This window comes from Martelella mediterranea, from assembly GCF_021021415.1.
Classification (GTDB): domain Bacteria; phylum Pseudomonadota; class Alphaproteobacteria; order Rhizobiales; family Rhizobiaceae; genus Martelella; species Martelella mediterranea_C.
In genome coordinates, this window is the sequence record NZ_JAINWJ010000007.1 from 147,729 (window position 1) to 171,942 (window position 24,214).

At 63.2% G+C, this 24,214-nt stretch carries 27 protein-coding genes; 21 read left to right on the top strand and 6 right to left on the bottom strand.

The window, feature by feature from the left end:
• Nucleotides 1-152: 152 nt before the first annotated feature.
• The 5 genes from K7H91_RS05165 to K7H91_RS05185 are packed head-to-tail and all read left to right on the top strand — an operon-like array spanning nucleotide 153 to nucleotide 4,513.
• The gene (locus K7H91_RS05165; RefSeq protein WP_230719143.1) at nucleotides 153-1,160 is read left to right on the top strand and encodes an ABC transporter permease; all 1,008 of its coding nucleotides are present in this window, start codon (nucleotides 153-155) and stop codon (nucleotides 1,158-1,160) included.
• Nucleotides 1,161-1,200: 40 nt separating this feature from the next.
• Nucleotides 1,201-2,040, top strand: coding sequence for an ABC transporter permease (locus tag K7H91_RS05170; protein WP_230719231.1), 840 nt, complete (start codon nucleotides 1,201-1,203; stop codon nucleotides 2,038-2,040).
• A complete protein-coding gene (locus K7H91_RS05175) occupies nucleotides 2,037-2,897 on the top strand; it encodes an ABC transporter ATP-binding protein (RefSeq protein WP_230719144.1) in 861 nt (286 codons plus the stop codon). Before K7H91_RS05170 ends, K7H91_RS05175 begins: the two co-directional genes overlap by 4 nt.
• Nucleotides 2,894-3,727 (top strand): ATP-binding cassette domain-containing protein, encoded by an 834-nt coding sequence (locus tag K7H91_RS05180; RefSeq protein ID WP_230719145.1) that lies wholly within the window; start codon nucleotides 2,894-2,896, stop codon nucleotides 3,725-3,727. Before K7H91_RS05175 ends, K7H91_RS05180 begins: the two co-directional genes overlap by 4 nt.
• A gap of 30 nt (nucleotides 3,728-3,757) precedes the next feature.
• Nucleotides 3,758-4,513 (top strand): HpcH/HpaI aldolase family protein, encoded by a 756-nt coding sequence (locus K7H91_RS05185; RefSeq protein ID WP_230719146.1) that lies wholly within the window; start codon nucleotides 3,758-3,760, stop codon nucleotides 4,511-4,513.
• Nucleotides 4,514-4,518: 5 nt separating this feature from the next.
• On the opposite strand, the gene K7H91_RS05190 is transcribed toward K7H91_RS05185, so the two are convergent.
• The gene (locus K7H91_RS05190) at nucleotides 4,519-4,989 is read right to left on the bottom strand and encodes an Lrp/AsnC family transcriptional regulator (protein WP_230719147.1); all 471 of its coding nucleotides are present in this window, start codon (nucleotides 4,987-4,989) and stop codon (nucleotides 4,519-4,521) included.
• Between the two features lie 126 nt (nucleotides 4,990-5,115).
• Between K7H91_RS05190 and K7H91_RS05195 the strand changes: the two genes are divergently transcribed.
• Nucleotides 5,116-5,862: a tryptophan 2,3-dioxygenase family protein gene (locus K7H91_RS05195; RefSeq protein WP_230719148.1), complete on the top strand. Its 747-nt coding sequence runs from the start codon at nucleotides 5,116-5,118 to the stop codon at nucleotides 5,860-5,862.
• A 90-nt stretch (nucleotides 5,863-5,952) separates the two neighbouring features.
• Here the strand turns inward: K7H91_RS05195 and K7H91_RS05200 are convergent, their stop codons facing one another.
• The 4 genes from K7H91_RS05200 to K7H91_RS05215 are packed head-to-tail and all read right to left on the bottom strand — an operon-like array spanning nucleotide 5,953 to nucleotide 9,348.
• Nucleotides 5,953-6,909 (bottom strand): branched-chain amino acid ABC transporter permease, encoded by a 957-nt coding sequence (locus tag K7H91_RS05200; protein ID WP_230719149.1) that lies wholly within the window; start codon nucleotides 6,907-6,909, stop codon nucleotides 5,953-5,955.
• Nucleotides 6,906-7,814: a branched-chain amino acid ABC transporter permease gene (locus tag K7H91_RS05205; RefSeq protein WP_230719150.1), complete on the bottom strand. Its 909-nt coding sequence runs from the start codon at nucleotides 7,812-7,814 to the stop codon at nucleotides 6,906-6,908. The genes K7H91_RS05200 and K7H91_RS05205 overlap by 4 nt, the downstream gene beginning before the upstream one ends.
• Nucleotides 7,811-8,560, bottom strand: coding sequence for an ABC transporter ATP-binding protein (locus K7H91_RS05210; RefSeq protein WP_230719151.1), 750 nt, complete (start codon nucleotides 8,558-8,560; stop codon nucleotides 7,811-7,813). Before K7H91_RS05210 ends, K7H91_RS05205 begins: the two co-directional genes overlap by 4 nt.
• A complete protein-coding gene (locus K7H91_RS05215) occupies nucleotides 8,557-9,348 on the bottom strand; it encodes an ABC transporter ATP-binding protein (RefSeq protein ID WP_230719152.1) in 792 nt (263 codons plus the stop codon). The genes K7H91_RS05210 and K7H91_RS05215 overlap by 4 nt, the downstream gene beginning before the upstream one ends.
• A 107-nt stretch (nucleotides 9,349-9,455) precedes the next feature.
• Here K7H91_RS05215 and K7H91_RS05220 point away from each other — a divergent pair, with 107 nt between their 5' ends.
• The 12 genes from K7H91_RS05220 to K7H91_RS05275 all read left to right on the top strand — a co-directional run bounded on the left by K7H91_RS05220 (nucleotide 9,456) and on the right by K7H91_RS05275 (nucleotide 18,699).
• Entirely contained in the window at nucleotides 9,456-10,202 is a 747-nt protein-coding gene (locus tag K7H91_RS05220; RefSeq protein ID WP_230719153.1) for a GntR family transcriptional regulator, read from the top strand.
• Nucleotides 10,199-10,687 carry a DUF3830 family protein gene (locus K7H91_RS05225; protein WP_230719154.1) on the top strand — a complete coding sequence of 163 codons (489 nt, stop codon included), beginning with the start codon at nucleotides 10,199-10,201 and terminating at the stop codon, nucleotides 10,685-10,687. The genes K7H91_RS05220 and K7H91_RS05225 overlap by 4 nt, the downstream gene beginning before the upstream one ends.
• Nucleotides 10,684-11,031, top strand: coding sequence for a TIGR04076 family protein (locus K7H91_RS05230; protein ID WP_230719155.1), 348 nt, complete (start codon nucleotides 10,684-10,686; stop codon nucleotides 11,029-11,031). The genes K7H91_RS05225 and K7H91_RS05230 overlap by 4 nt, the downstream gene beginning before the upstream one ends.
• Nucleotides 11,028-12,083 (top strand): aldo/keto reductase, encoded by a 1,056-nt coding sequence (locus tag K7H91_RS05235; protein ID WP_230719156.1) that lies wholly within the window; start codon nucleotides 11,028-11,030, stop codon nucleotides 12,081-12,083. Before K7H91_RS05230 ends, K7H91_RS05235 begins: the two co-directional genes overlap by 4 nt.
• Nucleotides 12,084-12,180: 97 nt before the next feature.
• Nucleotides 12,181-13,443, top strand: a complete 1,263-nt coding sequence (locus K7H91_RS05240; RefSeq protein ID WP_230719157.1) for an ABC transporter substrate-binding protein — start codon at nucleotides 12,181-12,183, stop codon at nucleotides 13,441-13,443.
• 135 nt (nucleotides 13,444-13,578) lie between these two features.
• Nucleotides 13,579-13,899: an ArsR/SmtB family transcription factor gene (locus tag K7H91_RS05245; protein ID WP_230719158.1), complete on the top strand. Its 321-nt coding sequence runs from the start codon at nucleotides 13,579-13,581 to the stop codon at nucleotides 13,897-13,899.
• Nucleotides 13,896-14,372, top strand: a complete 477-nt coding sequence (locus tag K7H91_RS05250; RefSeq protein ID WP_230719159.1) for an SRPBCC family protein — start codon at nucleotides 13,896-13,898, stop codon at nucleotides 14,370-14,372. The genes K7H91_RS05245 and K7H91_RS05250 overlap by 4 nt, the downstream gene beginning before the upstream one ends.
• Before the next feature lie 16 nt (nucleotides 14,373-14,388).
• On the top strand, nucleotides 14,389-14,799 hold the full coding sequence (locus K7H91_RS05255) for a GFA family protein (protein ID WP_230719160.1): 411 nt from the start codon (nucleotides 14,389-14,391) through the stop codon (nucleotides 14,797-14,799).
• Nucleotides 14,800-14,988: 189 nt separating this feature from the next.
• The gene (locus K7H91_RS05260) at nucleotides 14,989-16,266 is read left to right on the top strand and encodes a cysteine desulfurase-like protein (protein ID WP_230719161.1); all 1,278 of its coding nucleotides are present in this window, start codon (nucleotides 14,989-14,991) and stop codon (nucleotides 16,264-16,266) included.
• A gap of 76 nt (nucleotides 16,267-16,342) precedes the next feature.
• Nucleotides 16,343-17,134: an ABC transporter substrate-binding protein gene (locus K7H91_RS05265; protein WP_230719162.1), complete on the top strand. Its 792-nt coding sequence runs from the start codon at nucleotides 16,343-16,345 to the stop codon at nucleotides 17,132-17,134.
• 121 nt (nucleotides 17,135-17,255) lie between these two features.
• Nucleotides 17,256-17,930 carry an amino acid ABC transporter permease gene (locus tag K7H91_RS05270; RefSeq protein WP_230719163.1) on the top strand — a complete coding sequence of 225 codons (675 nt, stop codon included), beginning with the start codon at nucleotides 17,256-17,258 and terminating at the stop codon, nucleotides 17,928-17,930.
• Nucleotides 17,931-18,012: 82 nt separating this feature from the next.
• Nucleotides 18,013-18,699 (top strand): GntR family transcriptional regulator, encoded by a 687-nt coding sequence (locus tag K7H91_RS05275; protein WP_230719164.1) that lies wholly within the window; start codon nucleotides 18,013-18,015, stop codon nucleotides 18,697-18,699.
• Nucleotides 18,700-18,725: 26 nt separating this feature from the next.
• Here K7H91_RS05275 and K7H91_RS05280 read toward each other — a convergent pair whose 3' ends face one another.
• A complete protein-coding gene (locus tag K7H91_RS05280) occupies nucleotides 18,726-20,015 on the bottom strand; it encodes an NAD(P)/FAD-dependent oxidoreductase (RefSeq protein ID WP_230719165.1) in 1,290 nt (429 codons plus the stop codon).
• A 249-nt stretch (nucleotides 20,016-20,264) separates the two neighbouring features.
• On the opposite strand from K7H91_RS05280, the gene K7H91_RS05285 reads away from it, so the two are divergent.
• From K7H91_RS05285 to K7H91_RS05295, 3 genes are all read left to right on the top strand, one after another.
• The gene (locus tag K7H91_RS05285) at nucleotides 20,265-21,134 is read left to right on the top strand and encodes a glycerophosphodiester phosphodiesterase (RefSeq protein ID WP_230719166.1); all 870 of its coding nucleotides are present in this window, start codon (nucleotides 20,265-20,267) and stop codon (nucleotides 21,132-21,134) included.
• 305 nt (nucleotides 21,135-21,439) lie between these two features.
• Nucleotides 21,440-22,789, top strand: a complete 1,350-nt coding sequence (locus tag K7H91_RS05290; protein WP_230719167.1) for an extracellular solute-binding protein — start codon at nucleotides 21,440-21,442, stop codon at nucleotides 22,787-22,789.
• Nucleotides 22,790-22,800: 11 nt separating this feature from the next.
• Nucleotides 22,801-24,204, top strand: coding sequence for a carbohydrate ABC transporter permease (locus K7H91_RS05295; RefSeq protein WP_230719168.1), 1,404 nt, complete (start codon nucleotides 22,801-22,803; stop codon nucleotides 24,202-24,204).
• Nucleotides 24,205-24,214: the final 10 nt, after the last annotated feature.

Below are 24,214 nucleotides of genomic sequence, written 5' to 3' on the forward strand. Positions count from 1 at the left end.
TGATCCGAGCATCCAGGCGACACGAAAAACGCTGCCTGGACCCTCGGGTCAAGCCCGAGGGTGACCCGAGAGGGTGGAGACGCTTGCGGAAATCCATTGGAAGAGAGCACCGCTCTCCTCCTTTAAACTTGAAGAAATGCGGCGGAGTTTTGATGTCTGTCACCGGAATTTTCAACCGGGCCGTGATGGCGGCCGTGACGCTTTTCGGCGTCGCGGTCATCGTCTTCTGTCTGCTCAGGATCGTTCCGGGCGATCCGATCGCGATGATGATCTCGCCGGGCGCCTCGGCTGACGATATCCTGGCGCTCCGGGTCAAATACGGGCTCGATTCCAGCATTCCGGTGCAGTTCGGCGTGTGGATACGGGAAATGCTGACGGGCGATTTCGGCACCTCGATCTCGCTCAAGCGCCCGGTGCTGTCGCTACTGATGGAGCGCCTGCCGGCAACGCTGGAACTGGCCTTTGCGGCTCTGGTCTTCGGCGTGATCGGCGGCGGGCTGATTGCCATATTGGCGACCCTTGCCCGCCGCACCGCGCTGGAATCGTTCATCGACGTGCTGAACGGGCTGTTTCTCGCCGTACCGGATTTCGTCTGGGCGCTGCTTCTGGTGCTGGTGCTCGGCGTCGCCTTTCCGGTGTTTCCGACATCGGGTCGCGTCGATCCTTCGCTCTCGGGCGATTTCGCCACCAATTTCTATCTGCTCGAAAGCCTCGTCACCCTGCGCTTTTCGCTGTTCACCAATGTGCTCTCCCACATGGTGATGCCAGTGCTGGCGCTCGGCCTGCCGCTTGCCGCCGTGATCATCCGCACGCTGAAAGAAGCGCTGAACGAGGCGATGCTGCAGGATTACGTTCTGCTGGCGCGGCTGAAGGGCATGTCCGAAACGCGGCTGGTCGTGCAGGAGACGCTCAGAAACGCGATCGGCCCGACGCTGACGCTGACCGGCGTCCAGTTCACCTTCATGATCGGCGGCACCGTGATCGTGGAGAGAATATTTTCCTATCCCGGCATCGGCAACATGGCGATCGACGCGGTCATCAACCGCGACCTGCCGCTGATCCAGGGGATCGTGCTGATGTTCGGCCTGATCTTTGTGCTGATCAACATCGCCATCGACCTTGCCGGTAATTTCTTCAATCCGAGGCTCAAACATGGCTGACACCACGCTTGCCGGCGCCCCGCCCAAAAAACGGCACCCGATGCTGTCGGCGCTTCTCGGCGAACAGAGGGTCTTGTGGGGCGGCGGCATCATCTTTCTGCTGTTCCTGATCGCGCTCTTCGCGCCGCTGATCGCCCCGCACAACCCGCTGGAGCAGGACCTGATGCTGTCCCGCATCCCGCCAGTGACATCGCCCGGCGCGGAGCCAGGCTACTATCTCGGCACCGATGATCTTGGCCGCGATGTGCTCTCGCGGCTGATCTACGGCACACGGATCGCGCTGACGGTCGCCGTCATCGCCGCCGGGCTTGCGGCGATCCTCGGTTCGCTGCTCGGCCTGTTGGCCGGCTGGTATGGCGGCTGGACCGACCGGGTGATCTCGCGCCTCGTCGATATCTGGATGGCGTTTCCGCCGGTGCTGCTCTCCGTTCTGCTAGTCGCGGTGCTTGGCGCCGGGCTGCATTCGGTGATCGCCGCGATCGTGATCATCGACTGGACCCGCTTCTGTCGGGTGGTGCGCGCCGAAACCATCGCGCAGGCCAGCATGGACTATGTGACCGCAGCGCGCACCGTCGGGTTTGCGCGCATGCAGATCCTCGTCAAGGAGATCGTTCCCAATATCATGCCGGTGTTCGTGGCGCTTCTGAGCCTCGAAATGGGCATTGCCGTTGTGGTCGAGGCGATCCTCTCCTTTGTCGGCCTTTCGGTCTCCTCCGACACGCCGACATGGGGCGGGATGATCGCGGCCGGCCGCCAGACCATCCATCATACGCCCTGGGTGCTGATCGCGCCGCTCGCGATGCTGCTGATCACCGTGCTTTCTTTCAACCAGCTCGGCAACGGCCTGCGCCGGGCGCTGGATCCGGTGATGCGCCGATGACCCTCTTGACCATAAAGGCGCTCAGCGCCGTATCGCTGCGCGACAACAACCGCCCCGTGCTCTCCGACGTCTCGCTCACCCTTGAGGCCGGCGAGGTGCGCGGGCTGGTGGGCGAGAGCGGGGCCGGCAAATCGACCATCGCCAAGGCGCTGCTCGCCATGCTGCCGGCGACGGTGAAGGTCACCGGCGGCCATATCCGCTTCGAGGGCCGTGACCTTTTGACGCTGCCCGGCCGCACGCTGCGGGAAATCATGGGCAACGAGATCACCCTGATCCCGCAGGACCCGCAGACCGCGCTCAATCCCGGACGGCGGATCGAGGCGCAGCTCACCGACGGGCTCAGGTTGAAACGCGGCATGAGCGGCAGGGAAGCGCGCAAGGTCGCGCTTGCCATGCTGGAGGAAGTCTATATCCGCGATCCGGAACGGGTGATGCGCGCCTATCCGCACGAGCTTTCCGGCGGCATGCGCCAGCGCGTGCTGATCGCCGCGGCCTTCGCAATGCGGCCGAAACTGGTGGTCGCCGACGAGCCGACCACCGCGCTTGACGTGACCGTGCAAAAACAGATCCTCCGCCTGATCCGGCAAATGCAGAAAGCGCACGGCACCGCCGTGCTGTTCGTCACCCACGATCTCGGCGTCGTCGCCCAGATCTGCGACAGCGTCACGCTGCTCTATGCCGGCCGGGTGATCGAACAGGGGCAGACGGCGCAGGTGCTCGCCCATCCCGGCCACGCCTATACCCGTGCGCTGATGGCCGCAGGCCCGCGCTACGACCGGCCGGATGCCGGACTGGAGCCGGTGCCCGACGCCGTGTTCGCCGCGTTGCGCGCCGAGATCGGGGAGGCGTCACGATGACTGAACCACTGCTTGCCGCCACCGGCATAAAGGTCACCTATGGCGGCAGCGCGTCGCTGTTCGGCAAAAAGCCCGGCAACACCGTGCTCCATGGGGTCGATATCGAGGTTGGCGCCGGAGAGACCGTCGGCATTGTCGGCGAGAGCGGGTCGGGCAAGACCACGCTTGGTCGCGCGCTGCTGCGCCTTGTCGATGTCGCCGAAGGCGAAATCCGTTTCGACGGCAAGGACATCACCCGGCTGGATGACAATGCCATGCGCCCGCTTCGTCGGCGCATGCAGATGATCTTCCAGGACCCGATGGCCTCGCTCAATCCGCGACATTCGATCGGCCGGATTCTCGGAGAACCGCTGATCCTCCACGGTCTTGCCGAAAACCGGAAGGCGGCGCGGGATCAGGCGGCCGCCATGCTGGACCGCGTGTCGCTGCCGGAAGAGGTGCTGGCGCGCAGCCCGCACGAGCTTTCCGGCGGCCAGCGCCAGCGCATCGGTATTGCCCGGGCGGCCCTCCTCAAGCCCGATTTCGTGCTGGCCGACGAAATCGTCTCCGGCCTCGACGTTTCCACCCAGGCGCAGGTGCTGAACCTCCTGAAGGATCTCAGCCGCGAAATGGGGCTTGCCATGGCCTTCATCAGCCATGATCTGTCGGTGATCCGCGCGGTCTGCGACCGGGTCTATGTCATGCAGTTCGGCAAGATCGTCGAGCACGGCCCGTGCGCGCAAGTGTTCGACAACCCGCAATCGGCCTATACCCGCACCCTGCTCGATGCCATTCCGCTGCCGGAAATCGATCCGCACTGGCTGGACCGGGTGGCCGTCGACGAGGCATAAGGCCTCAACAGAAAGAATTCCGGAGGACTCATGAGCGGCTTTCGCCAGACCTGCACCGCGTTCGACCGCGTGATCGGAACCTTTTCGGCAATCCCGCATCCGGTGGCCGTCGAGATCACGGCTGCGGCCGCGCCGGATTTCATCTGCATCGATTGCGAGCATGCCCAGATCGGCCGCGAGCGGGTGGAGGAGATGATCCGCGCCGCCGACCTTCACCGCGTACCGGCGATGGTGCGGGTGCCGGGCCATGCGCCGGAGGCGATCGCCAGCGCGCTCGACGCCGGCGCGGCCGGCGTTCTGGTGCCCCGCGTTTCCAACGCCGACGAAGCGCGCGCCGCCGTTGCCGCGAGCCGGTTTCCACCGGCAGGTCGGCGCGGGGTCGGGCCGGGACGGGCGGCGGGCTATGGCTACCGCATTGCCGAAACCCTGAAATCCGCCAACAAGACCATCGTGCTCGCGATCCAGATCGAGACCGCTGAAGGGCTGGCGAATATCGAGGAAATCGCGGCAGTCGAGGGCATCGACGTGATCTTCATAGGCCCCGGCGATCTGTCGGTTACGATCAATGCCATGGGCCCCGAAAGCGCCGGAAAGCTCGAAAGCGCAATCCGTCGCATCAGCGATGTCGCGCGGGCGGCGGGCAAGACGGTCGGCCTGTTCCGTCCCGACGGGTCCGATGTCGCGGCGTGGGAGAAGTCCGGCATCAGCTTCTTTATCATCGGCTCGGACGCGATGATGCTTTCGTCCGGCATTGCCGCTGGACTTGGTGCGGCGCGCAAGGGCTGACAGTATCAAAGCAAGGCGTGGCGGTGGGCTTCGGCCATCGCGTTTTCCGACTTGATATCGCGGGTGATCATCGCCGTCACGGTGCGGGTCACGCCCGGCAGCTGGCTGATCTCCACACGTAGCAGCCGGTCAAGCGAGGCCATGTCGGCGGCCATGATATGCAGCAGGTAATCGGCCTCGCCGGTGGTGGCATGCGCGCGGCGCACCAGCGGATGGGCGCGGACGGCGCGCTCGAACGGCTCGAATAGCTCCGGCCGGATCGACACCTGCACCAGCGCCTCGAGGCCGAACCCCATGCCAGCCGGATCGATCGCCGCGCGATAACCACGGATCAGCCCCGCCTCCTCCAGCGCCTTGACCCGGTTCCAGCATGGCGTCTTCGACAGCCCGACAGTTTCCGCAAGCGCGGCAAACGACATCCGCGCATCCCGCTCCAGAAGCCCGATGATCTTTCGATCGATTTCACTGATGACCATTCGTTCTTCCAATTTGACTTTATCAAGAACAACGTACCGAATATTCGGCTGAACTGGCAAGCTCAGAAACAATGTTTGCGGAAACCGCGGTAGAATTGAGCAAAAGCAACCCGCGGGAACACGAACATGGACAAGCAGCCCTATCACGATCGCATCGAAAACCCTGTCATGCTCGACTACGGCGTCTATCTCAATGTCGAACAACTGCTCGCCTGCCAGAAACCTCTGAGGGAAATGACGAATGCCGACGAGTTGCAGTTCCAGATCGTCCATCAGGTCGAAGAGCTCTGGATGAAGCTGATCGCCTACACGCTTGTCGATGTGATGGACTATATCGAGAAGGAGGATACCAACCGGGTGGTCACACTTATGGGGCGGATCCACCGGCTGATGAAGCTGATGACGGCGCAGCTCGATGTACTGGAGACCATGTCGCCCAAGGAATATCAGCAGATCCGGCTGCAGCTCGGCAATGGTTCGGGTCAGGAATCGCCCGGTTTCAAGCTGCTCCTGCGGCTGCCGCCCGATCTCTGGCAGATGTTCAAGACCCATTACCTGACCGGCCGCGACCTCACCGTCGCCGATATCTATGACGGCAAATACGACCATGGCGACAGCTATGTCGTGGCCGAAGCGCTGGTGGAATTCGACGAGTTATTCCAGAAATTCCGCGCCCACCATGTCTATCTGATCCACCGTTCGATCGGGCTCGGCTCGAAATCGCTTAAAGGTCGGCCGGTGGACCTGTTGCAGGCCGGCGCCCGCTATCGCTTTTTCCCCGAACTCTGGGAGATCCGTTGCGACATGACCGACGCCTGGGGTGCGAGCTACGGCGTGGTGCGCGAGGCAATCAGCGGAAAGGGCAACGAGTAGCGAGGCCTCTCCTCACCCGATCTCTCCCCTTGAGGAGGAGAGTGTGACTGCACCGCTTTCGCAAGCCTTGAAACGACTAAACTGCTGATCTTAAGCCGCTTCTGCCCTGGCCTTGCGGCGGCGCCTGATATGCGCGCCGAGAATGCCCTGCGGGCGCACCAGCAGGATGACGCAGAGCATGACGCCGATGGCAACGATCTGGAGCGAGGCCGCGCGGGCCTGCTGATCGGTCGGCACCAGCGCGGAGAGTGCTGCGCCGGAACCGGCCCAGATCGCCCAGACCAGAACGCTGCCGAGGACCGCGCCGCGATTGCTGCCCGAACCGCCGACGATCAGCATGACCCAGACCTGGAAGGTCAGTGTCGGCAGATAGTTTTCCGGCGCGATGAAGCCGATGAAATGCGCCTGCACCGCGCCCGCAAGCCCCATCACCGCGCCGCCAATGGCAAAGGCCTGAACGCGGTAGAAGCGCGCGCTCTTGCCAAGCGAGACCGCGGCGGTCTCGTCTTCCCTGAGCGCGCGCAGCACCCTGCCCCACGGGCTTTTCGACAGATGCTGGAGTGCCAGATAGGCAATGATCGTCACCAGCGCGACAACGCCCAGCATCGCAACGTTGAACCGCAACGGCGTGGCCGCGAGTTCGCCGAAGGGGCGCGGGATGAAACCAACGCCGAAGGGGCCGCCGGTCAGCCCCTGGGTATTGAGCGCCACGAGTTGGACCACCACCGCGACGCCGAATGTGGTGATCGCAAGATAGTCGGCCTTCAGCCGCAGCGTCGCGAACCCGGTGATCGCGGCAGCAATGCCGGCCGTGACCATGGCGGCGAGCCAGCCGGCGACGATCGGCCAGTCGAAGCCGCCGAAGCGCGATGGATCGGGCGGGGTGGTCAGGATCGCGGAGCTATAGGCGCCGATGGCGACGAAGCCCGCCACCCCGACATTGAACAGGCCAGTCAGCCCCCATTGCAGGTTCAGTCCGAGCGCGATCAGCGAGAAGATCAGCGCCGTGGTCAGGAAAAACGCCCCGTAGCCGAGAAGGTCGATCATCGTTCCTTCACTCCGAAAAGGCCGATCGGCCTGACAAAAAGCACCGCCATCAGGATCACGAACGACACCGCCGCGCGCCATTCGGCGCCGACGAACTGCACGGCGGCGGCCTCGCTGAGCCCGATGATCAGGCCGCCGATAACCGCGCCGGGTACGCTGCCGATGCCGCCCAGGATCGCGGCCGCGAACATCGGCAGCAGCATGTCGAAACCCATCAGCGGCCGGATTTGCACCAGAATGCCGATCATGACGCCGGCAACGCAGGCAAGCGCCCCACCAGTCATCCAGGTGAGCCGCACCACGTTGCGCACATCGATGCCGACGACCTTCGCAAGCGCCGGGTTCTGGCTGACGGCGCGCATCGACCGGCCGGCATGGGTGCGGGTCATCATCAGATGCACGGCGGTGACGAGGATGACGGTCAGCACCAGAAGCGCGATCTGGTCCGGCGTGATGCGGAGACCAAAGCCGAGCGGCATGGCGATCTGGATCGCCCGGTTGAAATAGGCAGGCCTTGCGGTGAACAGGAATTCCAGCAGGTTGCGCAGCGCCATCGACGCGCCGAAGCTCGCCATGACGACGATGATCATCTGCCCCTTGGCTCGCAGCCGCGAGAACAGCATCTTGTCGAGCGCAATCGCCATCAGCCCGATCAGCGTCATGGAAATGATCAGCGCGACGATCAGCGGCCAGCCGAAGGAAAACGGCTTGATCGGCGCGACATTGCCGACAAGCGCCCCGATGATGCCGAGCACGGTGAGCGTGGCATAGGCGCCGCAGGCCATCAGGTCGCCGTGGGAGAAGTTGGAGAAGCGCAGGATCGAATAGGTGAGCGTGATGCCAATCGCGCCGAGCCCGATCATGGCGCCGTTCAACGCGCCGTCGATGATGAATTGCGGGTTCATGCTGGGTTCCCGTCGGAATTGCGCTTGCCGCGCCGGCCGAGATAGAGCTCGGCGACCACCGGATCGTTCCAGAGTTCGGAGGCGATGCCCTCGTGGCGATCCTGCCCCTCCACAAGCACATAGGCGCGATCGCCAATGGCGAGGGCGGCGCGGGCATTCTGCTCCACCAGCAGAATGGTGACGCCATGGGCGCGGATATCCGACAGCATGTCGAACACCATGGAGACGAATTTGGGCGAAAGACCCGCCGAGGGCTCGTCTAGAACCAGGAGCTTCGGCCGCACGACCAGCGCGCGGGCGACCGCCAGCATCTGCCGCTGACCGCCAGAGAGATTGCCGGCCGCAGTGCGCCGGCGTTGCGACAGATCGGGAAAGAGATCGTAGACTTCGCGGATGCCGGCGGCGATTTCAGTCTTGGGAAGAACGGCGGCGGCAACCTTCAGATTATCCTCGATGCTCATTAGCGGGAAGATGTTTTCGGTCTGTGGGACGAAGGCGAGGCCCCGGCGCACCATCTCATGGGCGGGAACGGCGGTGATGTCCTCGCCGACGAGATGCACGCTGCCACCGCTTTTCGGCACCAGACCGGCGATCGCCTTGATGAAGCTCGATTTGCCTGCACCGTTTGGCCCGAGGACGACGACGATTTCGCCTTGATCGACACGGATCGACGCGCCGCGCACGATCGGCACGCCGGGCTCGTAGCCCGCGACCAGTTCCTTGACTTCCAGCACGGGAGCGGTCATGCGGCGCCTCCGAGATAGGCCTCGATGACGCGCGGATCGCGGGCGACCTCGTCGGGACGGCCCTCGCAAAGAAGCTCGCCGCTCGCCATGACCAGGACCCGCCCGCACAGCCGGCTCACCATATCGATATTGTGCTCGATCAGCAGGAAGGAGATGCCGCCCCGGTTGATCTCGCGGATGCGCTCGATGATGACCTCAAGCAGCGTGGCGTTGACGCCGGCCGCCGGCTCGTCCAGCAGCACGATCGAGGAGTCGGCCATCAGCACGCGGGCAAGCTCCAGCAGCTTGCGCTGGCCGCCGGAGAGGACCTTGGCAGGCTCGTCTTCCAGATGGGAAAGCGTGACGAAGGCGATCAGCTCACGGGCCTTTTCGCGCGCCCGACGCTCCTCGGCGGCGACCTTGCGCGGCGTCAGGAAATTGGCAATGACGCCCTCCCCCGCCTGGCCCTGACGGGCGAGCATGACATTGTCGATCAGGCTGAGTTCGGGAAACGGCTTCGGAATCTGAAAGGTGCGGCCAAGGCCGTGTCCGATCCTGCGCCAGGCGCTCTGCCCGGAAACTTCATGGCCGTGGATCGCGATGCTGCCGGAGGTCGGCTTCTGGCTGCCGGCCACAAGGTCGAACATCGTGGTCTTGCCGGCGCCGTTGGGGCCGATCAGACCCAGGATTTCGCCTTTCTCGAGCGCGAACGAGACATCGTTCACCGCCATGAGCCCACCAAAATTCTTCGTTGCCCGGCTGACGGTCAGCACATGTTCCGGCCCGACCGGGCCGTCTGTTCCGTTCATCGTTCCCCTGCGCCCTTCTCGAGCTTATTTGATCTGTGATCACACTTGTTTTGATCACGATATTCAGGTTTAAATATTCCCGCAACAAAAAATGCGTGCGGGGGACAATGAAACAGAGCCGGGCAAAAACCGCAGCGGACGCGCAAGGCCTGCGTCTGGTGCCGGTCGAGCGGGAGACGGTGCAGGACCGCGTCTACAAGGAATTGCGGCGCGCGCTGATCGGCGGCCTGTTCGAGCCGGGACAGGTTCTCACCATACGCGGGCTTGCGGATGCGATGATGACCAGCACCATGCCGGTGCGCGAGGCGCTCGGCCGGCTGGTGAGCGAAAAAGCGCTGGAGGCGCTGCCGCAGCGTTCGGTGCGGGTTCCCCCGGTGACGCTCGAACGGGTCGAGGATCTGCTCAACACCCGCATCCTGATCGAGGGAGAGGCGATAGCGCTCGCCTGCGCTCGGATGGGCGAGCGCGATATCGCGGAGCTAAACCACATCCTCTCGGAATGGGGCGATGGGCACGATCTCAACGCGCCGAGCGATTTCGACCGCGAGGCGACGCTCAACCAGAAATTCCATTTCGCGATCTACCGCTGCAGCGGTTCCTCGGTGTTGCTGCCGATGATCGAGAGCCTGTGGCTGCAATCCAGCCCCTGCACCCGCTTTGCCACCTATGCATTCTCGCGCGCGATCAAGGATCGGGTTAGTCCTGATGTGGATTACTACCACCGCGCCATGGTGAACGCGCTTGAACGGCGCGATCCGGACGCCGCGCGCGCCGCGCTGGTCACCGATATCAGCCGCCCCTTCACCTTCCTGCGCGAGCAGCTTCAGAAATCCGACACCACGAGTGAACCATGACAGACCGCATGATCCATATAAGCGAGGCCGTTTCCGGCTTCGACATCAAGGCCCCTCTTCTGTTCGACAAGGCCCCGGCAAACGCCGCCTTCTTCTGGGACTATCTCTCCGAGGCGCGCAATGTTGGTGGCTTGCATGCGATGTGGACCGGGCCGGAGATTTCCTGCCCGATCCCCGCCGGCCATCTGGAGGGTGCCGCCTACGCCAGGCCGCTGCCGCCGGAAAACGCGACGCTGAACCCGCAGCCGGGCGACATCGTGCTCAGCTATGTGCCGGAACGGATGTGGGGCGGCAATCCGAACCCGATCTTCGATATCGGCCTTTTCTATGGCCCCGGCGCGCGGCTGCTGTTTCCGATCGGCTGGCTTGCGGGCAGCGTGGTGGCGAAGGTGCCGGCGGACGCGCTCGAGGGCTTCGCCGCCGCATGCGGCACGATCCGCCGCAACGGCGCCTGCGAGGTGGTGTTTTCCAGGAGCGGCGGATGAGCGACGACAGTTTCGAGCTCTACGATCTGAGAGTGGAGGCGGTGGTGCCGGAGGGCAAGCCGATCTATTGCGGCGCAAAACCGGGCGATCATTTCGAGCTGCGCGGCGAGATGCTGCATCTGCCGCCGGGCCAGGGCTTTTCGATCTATTCGATCGCTGCCGTGCTGCCGCTGCTCGCCGCCAAGCAGCGCAACACCCACCGCAATGACTGGATGACCTCGGATGCCGAGATCGCCTGCCCGGACCCCAATTGCGAAAGTCGCCTGAGGATCACCCGACTGAAACGCCGACGCTTCAGCCATGCGGCCACCACCGCCGTACCGCTTCCAGAGGATGACGCATGACCACCAGGACATTCGAGCTTGCGCCCGGCTACACCATTCCGCGCGTCATTCGCGGCGGCTGGCAGCTTGCCGGCGGCCACGGCGAAATTGATCGCGCCGCCGCCGTCGATGATCTCGTCGCCGCCTTCGATGTCGGCATCACCACCTATGACTGCGCCGATATCTATACCGGCGTCGAAGACCTGATCGGCGCGGCGCGACTGAAGATCAGAAACGAACGCGGCGAGGCGGAAGCGGCGCGCATGCAGGTTCACACCAAGCTGGTGCCCGACCTTGATGTACTGCCGACAATTAGCCGCGACTATATCCGCGGCATTGTCGACCAGTCGCTCGGCCGGCTGAAGATCAACCGGCTGGACCTCGTCCAGTTCCACTGGTGGGATTATGCCCAGCCCCGCTATATCGACGTCATGCACTGGCTCAAGGAACTGCAGGGCGAAGGCAAGGTGCGCAATATCGGCACCACCAATTTCGACACCGAGAAGCTTTCCGCGATCATCGAAAGCGGCATTCCGCTTGTAAGCCAGCAATTGCAGTATTCGGTACTCGACCAGCGCCCGGCGGGACCGCTAACGAAGCTGGCCGAGGAAAAGGATTTTCGGTTCCTTTGCTATGGCTCGGTTGCCGGAGGGTTCCTGTCGGACCGTTGGCTGGGCGCGGCCGAACCCGAAATGCCGCTCGAAAACCGCTCCCTGGTCAAGTACAAACTGATCATCGACGATCTTGGCGGCTGGGACTATTTTCAGGCGCTGCTTCAAACGCTGCGCGCCATCGCCGACCGCCACGACAGCGATATCGCCACCATCGCCAGCGCCTTCACGCTGACGCGACCACGTGTCGCCGCCGTGATCGTCGGCGCCCGCAACCGCGTTCATGCGGAGGCCAATGCGAAGATCATGGAAATCGCGCTCGCCGAGCGGGATATCGCGGAGATCGAGGCGATCATGGCGACGGCGACGGCGCTCGAAGGCGACGTCTACGCGCTGGAGCGCGACCGCACTGGCCGGCACGGCAATATCATGCACTACAACCTCAATGACGGCCGGGTTTAGCCGAACCAGAAATACCGGCGACCAGAGCCTGGCGGCCGCCGGAACCATACAGGCAGAACCGCATATCAAAAAGTCCATTCCACAAAGGGGAACGACAATGAAAAGGACATTTGCATATCTGACCACCGCGCTCGGCCTCGTGCTCGCCGCAGGCCAAGCGCAGGCGGCCGACTGCGACATCACCGTCGGCCTGGTGATGGAACTGACCGGGCCGGCCGGCGAATACGGCCAGGCCGGCGCCAAGTCGGTTGAAATGGCGTTCGACGATATCAACGAGGCCGGCGGCGTGCGCGGCTGCGACCTCGTCACCGACACCCGCGACAGCCAGAGCCAGGGCAATATCGCGGTCGATGCGGCAACCCAGCTCGTGCAGGTCAAGAAGGTGCCGGTCGTGATCGGCGGCATCATCTCGTCGGTTTCGATCCCGATCCTGACCTCCGTGACCGGTCCAGCCAAGGTGGTGCAGGTATCGCCGGCCTCCTCCTCGCCGACGCTGACAGCGCTCGGCCGCGAGGGCAAGACCAACGGTGTGTTCTTCCGCACGATCACCTCGGATGCGCTTCAGGGCGTGGCGGCGGCCAAATATGCTATGGATCAGGGCCTGACCAAACTCTCGATCATCTACGTCAACAATGATTTCGGCGTGAACATGTTCAAGGAATTCTCCCGCGCCTACGAGGCGCTCGGGGGCGAGATCGTCGCCGAGACGCCCTACAATGAAAAGCAGTCGAGCTATCAGTCGGAAGTCACCGCAGCCCTCGACGGCGATCCGGACGCGCTCTACCTGATCAGCTATCCGATCGACGGCGCGACGATTGCCCGCTCCTGGATCTCGCAGGGCGGCCCGCAGAAATTCCTGCTCAATGACGGCATGAACAGCCCGGATTTCATCGAATCCGTGGGCGCGGACTACCTGAACGAGGCCTATGGCACCTCATCGGGCACCAATCCGACCAAGTCGACCGAGTACTTCAACGCCAATTACGAGGCGTTCTCCGGCGGCATCGCGCCGACCAACCCGGCAGCCGACCGCTCCTATGATGCCGGCGCGATCGTGGGCCTTGCCATTGCCGCCGCAGGTTCCGAAGACCCCGCCGCGATCCGCGATGCGATCTACAAGGTCACCGATCCCGATGGCGAGCCGATCTATGCCGGAAAGGAAGAGTTCGAGAAGGCGCTGGCGCTGATCGGAGAAGGCAAGCCGATCCGCTACGAAGGCGTCATCGGCCCGGTCAGCTTCGACAAGTATGGCGACATCACCGGCCCGTTCCGCCTCTGGAAGATCACCGATGGCGAAGTCGAAACCGTCGGCGAAATGACCACCGACGACGTGATGAAGCTTCAGAGCGAGCTCGAATAGGCCAAGCTTCCTATTGGGCAGTGAAGGGCGCCGGAAATCCGGTGCCCTTTTTTGTTATCCCAAAATGCAGGTAAAAAACTGCGCTTTACACGCAGGCAAATACCTGCATAATGACAGACGTTGAAAGTGAGACCCATGGATACCGATACCGTTTTCAAGGCGCTGGCCGATCCGACACGCCGCAAGCTGCTCGACCTTCTGTGCGAGCGGAACGGGCAGACCCTCGGCCAGCTCTGCGAAAACCTTGACATGACCCGCCAGTCGGCCACCCAGCATCTCGGCCTTCTGGAAAAGGCCAATCTCGTCACCAGCGTCCGGCGCGGGCGGGAGCGGCTGCATTTCATCAATCCGGTGCCGCTCTACGAAGTCTACGAGCGGTGGGTGCGCAAGTTCGAGCACCAGCGGCTCGGCCTGCTGCACGACCTCAAGAGAGAACTCGAAGGAGACAGCAAATGACAGATGCAACGATCAGGGAAACGACCCAGTTCGTCTATGTGACCTATATCGCCGCCACGCCTGAAAAAGTATTCGAGGCCATCACAAGGCCCGATGTGGCGCGTCGCTACTGGGGCCACGAAAACGTGTCCGACTGGCGTCCGGGCTCGCGCTGGCAGCATGTCCGCGCCAATGACGCCCGCACCGTCCAGCTCGTCGGCGAGATGATCGAGAGCAGCCCGCCCTCGCGGCTTGTCATAAGCTGGGCAAATGAATCGGAGGCCGCGGACCCGGCAGCCTACAGCCGCGTGAGTTTCGACATCGAGCCCTATGACGACATGGTGCGGCTCACCGTGACCCACGACGATCTGGTGGTCGGCAGCGGCATGGCGAACGGCGTCACCAAGGGCTGGCCGATCGTGCTGTCCAGCATGAAATCCTATCTCGAAACCGGCTGCGGCCTCGATGTTTTCGCCAAGCCCAAGGCGGCTTGAAGTATGGAGGCCCGTGATGACACGCTATAGCGGAGGATGCGCCTGCGGCGCCATACGCTACGAAACGGATACAAGCCCCGTCTTTGAGAACCACTGCCAGTGCACCCACTGCCAGAAACGCAGCGGCACCGGCCATGGGTCCTACCTGACCTTTCCCGAAAGGGCGCAGATGCGGATCACCGGAACCGCTTCCGAATGGAGCCTTGCCGGCGACAGCGGAACGCAGAAGACCCATGCCTTCTGCCCTGTCTGCGGAACGCCGGTCTTCCTGACCTTCGCCGCCATGCCGGACATCATCGCGGTCCATGCGGCAAGCCTTGACGATCCGGACCTGTTCCGGCCGAAAGTGGTGACCTATGCGGCAAGAGCGCCGGCCTGGGACATTGCCGGCCCGGGTCTCGCCCGTTTCGAGGGCATGCCGGGCTGACCCGCGCCCCTTCTCCAGCGGCGGAGATCGGGAGCCGCATGGCAAAACAGCGAACAGGAAAGGACATAAACTGGCACAACATCGGAAGAGATAGTTGAAATCTGAAATATCTTGTGATCAAATAATCAAAACAACAATATTCAGGCGGGCGGCGTTTGTTGCCTGCCGGGAACGACACAGGATAACCCAATGAATATGCAGACCGAATCCGCCCCGCTCAGCAACAGCTTCCCGGTTGACGAGATCCGGTCCCTGTTCCCGGCGATCGCCAGGGCCGGCGATTTCATCTTCCTCGAAAACGCCGGCGGCGCGCAGGTGCCGCAAAGCGTGGTGGACGCGGTCACCAATCACCTGATCGATGCCAACGTCCAGCGCATGGCGAGCTACGAGCATAGCGCCCGGGTTGATGCCGGCCTGGAGGCCGCGCGCGAAAGCGTCGCAGTGCTCATCAATGCCTATCGCCCGGAGGAGATTTCCTTCGGCCTCAACGCCACCTCCTTCATCCGCCTCGTCAGCCTCGGCATCGCCAGAATGCTGGATGAGCGCAACGAGATCGTGGTCACCGACATGGACCACGACGCCAATATCGCCACATGGCTGGCGCTCCAGGAAAATGGCGCGAAGATCGTCTGGTGGCGGATGCGCGAGGATGGAACGCTCAACCCGGAAGACCTGAAGCCGCTGGTCAATGAACAGACCCGGCTGGTCGCCTGCACGGCGACCTCGCATGCGATCGGCACGATCGTCGATGTGGCGGCGGTCGGCCGCATCGCCCATGCCGCAGGCGCGGAGGTTTTCCTCGACAGCGTCCATTTCGGCCCGCACGGGCTGATCGACGTGCAAGCCTGGGACTGCGACTATCTGGTCTGCTCCGGCTACAAGAATTTCTCGCCGCATATGGGTTTCCTGTGGGGGCGCTATGACGCGCTTTGCCGGCTGCCCACCTTCAAGGAGGACTTCATCCCCGACGTGCCGCCCTACAAGATCGAGGTCGGCACCTTTCCCTACGAGAATGTCGCCGGCATGGACGCCGCCGTGCGCTATCTCGAAAGCGTCGGGGAACGGTTCCTGCCGTCCGGCGAGCACAGCCGCCGCGCGGCGATTGTCTCGGCGATGGGCGCGATCCGCGACTACGAGATGATCCTGGCCAGGGAAATGCTTTCCGTGCTGAAGCGCCACGGCGCTGTGATCTACGGCATTTCCGACAATGACAGGCTCGAGCAGCGGGTGCCGACGATCTGCTTCAACATTCCGGGTCTCGCGCCGAAGACGCTTTCCGTCGAGATGGGCAAAAGGCGCATCGGCATTCGCGACGGGCACATGTTCGCGCCGCGCCTGATGGCCCGTCTCGGCCTTGCGATGGACAGTGGCGCGGTGCGCGTCTCGCTGCTGCATTACAACAAGCTTGAAGAAATCGAACGCTTCGACACAGTGCTTGGCGAGATCATCGCCGCACACAAAAGCTGAAGCGTCGCGATGCCGGCGGCGCGAAAACGCGTCACCACAAACCGCATGCGGTCACCACCAGAGGGAGAATGAAAAAATGATGTTTACCCGCCGCCACGCCATCATGCTCGCAACGGCAATCGGACTTGCTGCCGGAAGCCTGTCGGCAGCCTCCGCCGAGCCTTTCCGCATCGGCGCCTATCCCAGCAATCCGCCGTTCGAATACAAGAACGCCAGCGGCACTTTCGAGGGCTTCGAGGTTGATATCGCCACCGAAGCCGTCAAGCGCGCCGGCCTTGAGCCGGAAATCGCCGATTACGGTTTCCAGGCGCTGTTCGCCGCCACCACATCGGGCCGTATCGACGGCGCGATTTCCTCGATCACGATCACCCCGGAACGCCTGGAATCGCAGTCCTTCACCCAATCCTATTACGATTCCGACATGGGCATCGCCGTCAAGGAAGGCGTCACGCTTTCCGGCACCGAGGAACTGAAGGACAAGACCGTCGGCGTGCTCTCCGGTTCCACCGGCGCGAAATGGGTCGATGAAAACAAAGAGAGCCTCGGCATCAAGTCGGTCAAGGGCTACAACGCCCAGCAGGACATGTTCCTCGATCTCGGCGCGGGCCGCGTCGATGCCGTCGTCTCCGATATTCCGGGCATGGAATACCTGTTCACCAAGATGAAGGGCTTCGAGGTCGCAGCCCGGATCAAGACCGGCGAGCAGTACGGCATGATGATGGGCAAGGATCATCCACAGCTCGACGCCATCAACGAGGCGATCACCACGATGAAGGAAGACGGCACCATGGCCGAGATCCACGAAAAGTGGTTCGGCTCGGCGGCGCCGGCCAATTCCTCCACCGTCACGGTCTTTGCCATCCCGTGATCACGCATGACGGAGGGCGTCGCGGCGCCCTCCGTCGCTTCTCCGCATCAAAAGAATATCAGAATGCGTCGCGCCAAAGGCGCGGCAAAACGCGTGTCGCGATCACTGGAAGCTGCTGCCGATGACCCTGGTCGAAACCTTTTTCAATACCGACGTGCTCGTCGCGGCCATGCCGCTGCTCTTGCGCGGACTGATGAACACACTGATCCTCGGCGTGCTCGCCATCGTGATCGGCGTCAGCGCCGGCTTGCTGATCTGCGTATTCCGGCTCTACGCGCCGAAGCCGATCCGGTTTCTGACAGTCGCCTATATCGACGTGTTCCGCGCCATGCCGGTGCTGGTGGTGCTGATCCTGGTCTATTACGCCCTGCCCTTCATCGGCATCCGCTTTTCCGCCTGGACGTCCGCGATCCTGTCGTTTTCGATGGTGATGGCGGCCTATTCGGCGGAAGTCTTCCGCTCCGGCATCGAAAGCGTGCCGGACGGCCAGTTCGAGGCCGCCTCCGCCCTCGGCCTTTCCTTTCCCGTCACGCTGTGGAAGGTCATCCTGCCGCAGGCGATCCGGATCGTGATCCCGCCGACCACCAGCAATTGCGTATCGATGTTCAAGGACACCGCGCTTGCCTCCACCGTGGCGATGCCCGAGCTTCTGAAGGAGGCGCAGGACGCCCAGGCATTCTACGCCAATCCGACGCCACTGATTGGCGCGGCGATCATCTATCTGGTGTTTCTGCTGCCGCTTGTGCGTCTCGTGGCCGTTCTGGAACAGCGCTTCCGCCGGGCGAAAACCCGCTAAGCGCGCTCGCACGCTTGACTTTGATGCCTCTTGCCCCGACAGACGGTGACAGGCTCGCACCACCACCGGGGAGAGAGGCGCAATGAACAATACGGGGCTTTCCAGGATTTCATCGCGGATGACCGTCCAGGACGGGGTGTACGAGCAATTGCGCCAGGCCTTGATGTGGGGCCAGTTCGAACCCGAACAGGTCACGACGATCTCCTCGCTCGCCGCCGAATTCGGCACCAGCCATATGCCGGTGCGCGAGGCGCTGCGCCGGCTTGCCGCCGAAAAGGGTCTGGAAATCAGCCGCAACGGCTCGGCCCGGGTGCCCGCCGTCTCGCGCCAGCGGCTCGACGATCTCTGCCGCGCACGGACCGCGCTGGAGGGTCTAGCCACCAAGCTTGCGACGCCGCGCATGAAGGAAGCCGAGATCGAGCATTGCCTGGCGCTGGCGCGCGAGCATGAGGCGCTCGGCCGCGATGGCCACGTCCACGAGATGCTGCGCAAGAACCAGGAGTTCCATTTCGCGATCTATGAGCTGTCCGGCTCGGAAATCCTGCCGCAGATGATCGAGACATTGTGGCTGCGCTTCGGCCCCTATATGCGCATGCTCTCCGATCTCGTGATCCACCAGATCAACGAGGGCACGATCCACCCCTATTCGACCTATCACTACGAGATGATCGAGGCGTTCCGGCGCGGCGATGCCGAGGCGGCGGCCGCGCTGATGGTCAAGGATATCGAGGCGACGCAGGCCCTGCTGCAGGACATGTGCCCGATCTGAACGGCCGCGTGGCAATTGCTGCGTGCCTACGCTCCGCCGCGCCGCCAGTCGGCGAAACGGGCCTGGGCCAGCGCCGCCGAGGCCGCAAGCGGCTTCAGCGCATGGAACGGCAGCCGGCGGGCGGAAATCAGCGGCACAGGAAGGTTTTCGGCCGCTTCGCCAAGGGCCGCGCGCGCCAGGACCCGGCCAAGTTGGGCAGTCATGGCGATGCCGCGACCGTTGCAGCCTATGCCGGCGTAGAAGCCCGGTCCAAACTGATGGATGCGCGGCAGGAAATCCGGCGTCATCGCCGCGACCCCGGTCCACACCACTTCGACCTCCGGCGGCGTTTCAAGCCCGAGTTCAGCGACCAGCCGATCAACAACCGCATTGCCGACGCGGCGAAAGGCGCCGACGGGATTGATCGCCATGCCGCCGCTGATCAGCCGGTTGTCGCGGTCGAGCCGGTAGGTGAAGAGATTCATACGCGTGTCGCCGACCGGCAGCCGGTTCGGCGATATGCGGTTGACCACCGCCTCGGAAAGCGGCTTCGTCGCCACCTGATAGACGCGTAGCGGCACCGTGGTGCTGCCGAGCCTGCCCGCAACCCCGCTGGTGAATGCGTTTGTGGCGAGAATGACGACCGCGGCCGCGAGCTCGCCGCCAGTGAAGGCCACGCGCCAGCCATTTTCCGAGCGCGTCACTGCCGTCACCTCGGCCTGTTCGCGGATGACCCCGCCCCTTCGGGTCACCGCGTCGGCAAGCCCGGAGAGATATTTCAGCGGATGGATCGCGCCGCCCGAGGGATCGAAAAGACCGCCCTGATAGATCGCCATGCTGGTCTCATGTTGCACCGCGTTGGCGGAGAGAAACCGGACCGGCCGGCCAAGCGCGTTCCACGCCGCCGCCCGCCGGCGCAGCATGTTTGCCGCCTCCTTGCCATAGGCCGGCTGAAGCCAGCCGGTCTGGCGGGCATCGCAGTCGATGCCTTCCGCGCGGATGGTTTCGAACACCTGATCAGCGCCCTCGCCCACCAGCCGCAACAGACGCTCGGCCGCCGGATCCGGCAGCTTGCGGCGCACGGCATCCGGGTCAGCCTTGGCGAAGTTCGGGACCACGAAGCCGGCATTCGTGCCGCTTGCGCCATCGCCCAGACGGGAGCGCTCGAGCACGACAACCGATCGGCCTTTACGGACGAGCGCAAGCGCCGCCGTCATTCCGGTAAATCCGCCGCCGATCACAACCACATCAGCCCTTTGAGGGAGGATAACAACAGTGCGGTCCGGCGCGGGATCGGCGGTCAGTGTCCAAAGCGTCGGCGGCCGGCGTTCACCCATCATCATCGTCCATAAGGTTGTCGTCTTGTCCGGCATAATCCCGAAGGATCATTTGATCAAGTTTTTGAACCAAAAGCTCAAGCGCAAGTCGGGGCGTTCGGCGGCGGCCGCTCCTGACCGCGCTGGGTCCAGCGCGGTCAGGCTTTTCAAGGACTGAAACTGTGCTATCAACTCTGCCGTCGGGTTTCCCGGATTCCAGGCAGTTGGACGATGGGTAAACGATATAGCAGATGAAAGCGAAGCCAGACCATGTCGCATAACAGTGGACTCCATCTTGAACTGAACGGCCGCAGGACGCGGTTGAAATGGCATCAGTTGCGCAAGCGCCTCGCCGATCCCGTCTTTTCCCTTGCCGTGATGGCGGAAGGCTTCGAGCTCGGGGCCTCGATGGAGCTTGATCTCAGGGTGCGCGCCGATGGTGGTCTTGCCGTCGTGCACGACGACACGCTGGAAAGCGAGACCGATGGCCGGGGCCTCGTCTCCGCATCGCGCCGTGAGGACCTTGAGGACGTGCGCTATGCCGTCGGCGGCGAGCCGCTTGTCCTTTCCGAAGACCTCGCCCGGCTGCTCTCCGGCGCGCATCCCGACACGCTGGTGCAATTCGACATGAAATCGGATCTCGGGGTGATCGGCAATTCCGGGCTTGCGCATCTTCGCGAGATCATCGGCGCCAATGCCGGCAATATCATCGTCTCGGCGACCGACCTCGCGCTGATCGCCGCGATGCGCGAGATCATGCCCGAGGTCGCACGCGGCATCGACCCGTCCGAGGACATCTGGGAAGCCTGGGAGAAGGACGGGCTTTCGGCCGCCTCCGATGTGCTCGCTGCGGCGCTTGCGGGACCGACCGCGGCCGGCACCATCTACCTCCACTACCCGCTGGTTCTGAAAGCGGCGGATAACGGGCTCGACATGATCGCTGCCAGCCATGATGCCGGCCTTCTGGTCGACGCCTGGACCTTCAATCCCGCCCGGCCCGACGACGGGCTGACGGAGGCGGAGATTGAAACCGTAAGACGCCTGCTCGAACTCGGCGCCGACCAGATCACCACCGATGAAGCGCCGCTGCTCGAAGCCGCATGGCGCGCGGCAGGGCACACCGTTTCCGCGCCCGACTGAGGCGGCTTCCGCTCCAGAAAGGTCCATACCGGTAATTTTTTTGTACACGTGTACATTTGTCATGTACACGTGTACAAAATGTCACGTGGGCGTCATGAGGAGGACATAGGTCATATCGTGCGTCCGATCAGCGAAGGCCAATTTCCGCGGTTTGGAGGACGTGCGCGGGTGGTTTCGCTTCACCGGCATCGTGCTGTTCCGGCAGGCCCGGAAACAAGAAACGGCCGATGCGATATGACAACACGGGCAGGGCTTCCGTGACAATTTCGGGGGAGCCTCATGCTCAGGGACCTGGAGAGACCCGCATGAATATCAAGGCATTTATCGGCACGGCTGCCATTGCGATCGCGGCCGCCACGTCAGGTGCGGCGCATGCCGAGGACTACACCATCACCGTATGGTCGGGCGGCACCGACGACAACTCGCTCTATCGCGTCGACGCCATCGAAATGGCGGCCGACTATCTAGAGCGCCAGGCCGCCATTCGCGGCGACGACCTCAACATCACCGTCGAAAAGCAGGTCTGGTCGAGCTGGGACGATTTCAAGCAGGCTGTGACGCTGGCCGCCGAATCCGGCACAGCCCCCAACATCATTGTCACCGGCCATGAAGACATCGGCCCGTGGTCGCAGGCGGGTATTCTGCGCCCGATCGAGGACTATGTCGACTTCGACGCCTGGCCGCTCAACCAGCTCTATGACAACCTCATCGAGGTATCGAGCTATGACGGCATGATCTGGGGCATTCCGCAGGATGCCGAAGCCCGTCCGTTCTTCATGTCCAAGCCGGACCTGAAGGCGATCGGCTACAGCGATGCCGATATCGACGCGCTGCCCGGCAAGATCGAAAGCGGCGAATACACGCTTTACGACATGCTCGACGATGCCAAGAAGATGCAGGATGAAGGCGTCGTCGAACCCGGCTACGGCTTCGGTCCGCGCGTCAACAACGGCACCGATTACTGGCAGTTCTATCAGTCCTTCGGCGGCGAGATGGTCGACCCCGAGACCGGCAAGCTGGTGTTCGACAAGCAGGCGATCACCGACATGTACCAGTTCTTCGTCGACGCGGTCGAAATGGGCGTGACGCCGAAGACCTATCTTGGCGGCGAGTGGGACACGTTCCACACCAATGTCGCCACCGGCAAATACGGCGCCTGGCACGGCGGCACCTGGCACAAGCTGCAGTGGGAAAACCAGTACGGCCTCGAGGATTTCTTCGACACCGTTTCATTCTCGCTGATCCCGGCCGGCAATGAAAACGGCAGGCCCAACACCATCACCCATCCGCTGGTCTACCTGATCTCGACCCAGGGCACCGACGACGACGCGGCGATCTCCGCCGAGCTTGTCGCCGTTGCGTCCGAGCCGCGCATCAACGCGCTACATGCGGTCCAGTCCGGCCATCTGGCGATCGGCGAGGCGGAGACGACCATTCCGTTCTACGCCAATGACCGTTGGGCCAGCGAAGCCACCGAAAAGCTGCTCCCCTATGCCAACTCGATCCCGAACAATGCCGATTTCGGCATCTACTGGGAAGCCATGTTCAAGGGCCTGGAATCGGCCTGGGCCGGCACGACCTCCGTCGAGGACGCCGTCAATCAGGCTCAGGCGACCGTCGAAAACGGCCTCGGCGACCAGATCATCATTCGCTGAACGGAGCGAAGATGACCGACAACACCTCCGTCGAAAGAGGTATCAACCCGGGCGTGGCCACGCGCCCGGGCGATGCCGAAACCGTTAAAGCCGCAGGCAAAGGCGGCCCCCGCATCAGTCCGTTCGGCATCCTGATGCTGTCGCCGGCGCTTCTTTTTCTGCTCGCCTTCTTCTTCGCACCCGTGGTGCTGACGGCGGTCTTTTCCTTCACCAACATGACCAGCGCGACCGGCATTACCGGCGGCGCCTATGTAATCAGCCCCAACGCGCTGCGTAATCTCGAATGGCAGGGCATGGACAAGGCCGTGACCGAGAGCCTGAGCGGTACATCGATCACCGTCGACGAGGCGGCGCTTTCCCGCGCAGCCGAAGCCGGCGTCGAACCGGATTTCCTTGAGGAGATCGAAAGCCGCCTGATGGGCGCCCATTTCGACGATGCCCGCAGCTTCGAACGCGAGTTGAAGACGCTCCCGAACCGGCCGCGCCGCATCCGCGATCTCAAGCTGGCCGCCGAGCCCTTCGGCCAGTCGATCCTCAACACCCGCTTTGCAACGCGCGACCAGGCGGTGACGGCGATCGATGCGGTCGCGCCGGACCTGACCGAAGCTCAGCGCGACGCGGTTCTGACTCAATCCTATACCGGCTGGGTCTGGACCACGGACAATTTCAAACGTCTGGCGACCACGCCGGCGACCGGGCGACTGCTGACCAATACCGCGCTTTATGTCGGCCTGACGCTCTCGATCTTCAATGTCGGGCTCGGCCTGTTCCTGGCAATCGCGATCTTCTACATGCCGAAGACCAGCGGTTCGGTGTTCAGCGTGCTCTGGCTGCTGCCGCGCATCACGCCGGTCGTGCTCTATGCGGTCATGTGGCGGTGGTTCACCTGGGATGACGGGTTTTTGCCGACAATCGCCGCCCATCTCGGCCTTCCCTCGTTCAACTACATGAAAGGCTCCGTGCCGACGGCCTGGGCGACGATCATCACCCTCAACGGCTTCATCGGCGCATCCTTCGGCATGATCCTGTTCAGCGGCGCGCTGAGGGCAATCCCCGTCCAGCAGCTCTGGGCAAGCGAGGTCGACGGCGCGAGCCGTTGGCAGCAGGTTCGCAAGATCATCCTGCCGCAGTTGAAATGGCCGATCCTGTTCGTGACCTGCTATCAGTCGCTGTCGCTGCTGTCGTCCTACCAGGAGATCTGGCTGACGACCAATGGCGGGCCGGGCAACACCACCAATGTGTGGGCGCTCGAAGCCTTCCGCATCGCGCTGTCCAACTTCACCGGCAATCTCGAATATGGCCTCGGCGCCGCGATGGCGCTGGTGCTGGTCGTCGTTGGCCTCGCGCTTTCCATCATCTTCCTCCGGCTCTTCAAGTTCGGGGAAATGCTGGAAAAGCCGAAGATCGAATTTTAAGGGAGGTCGG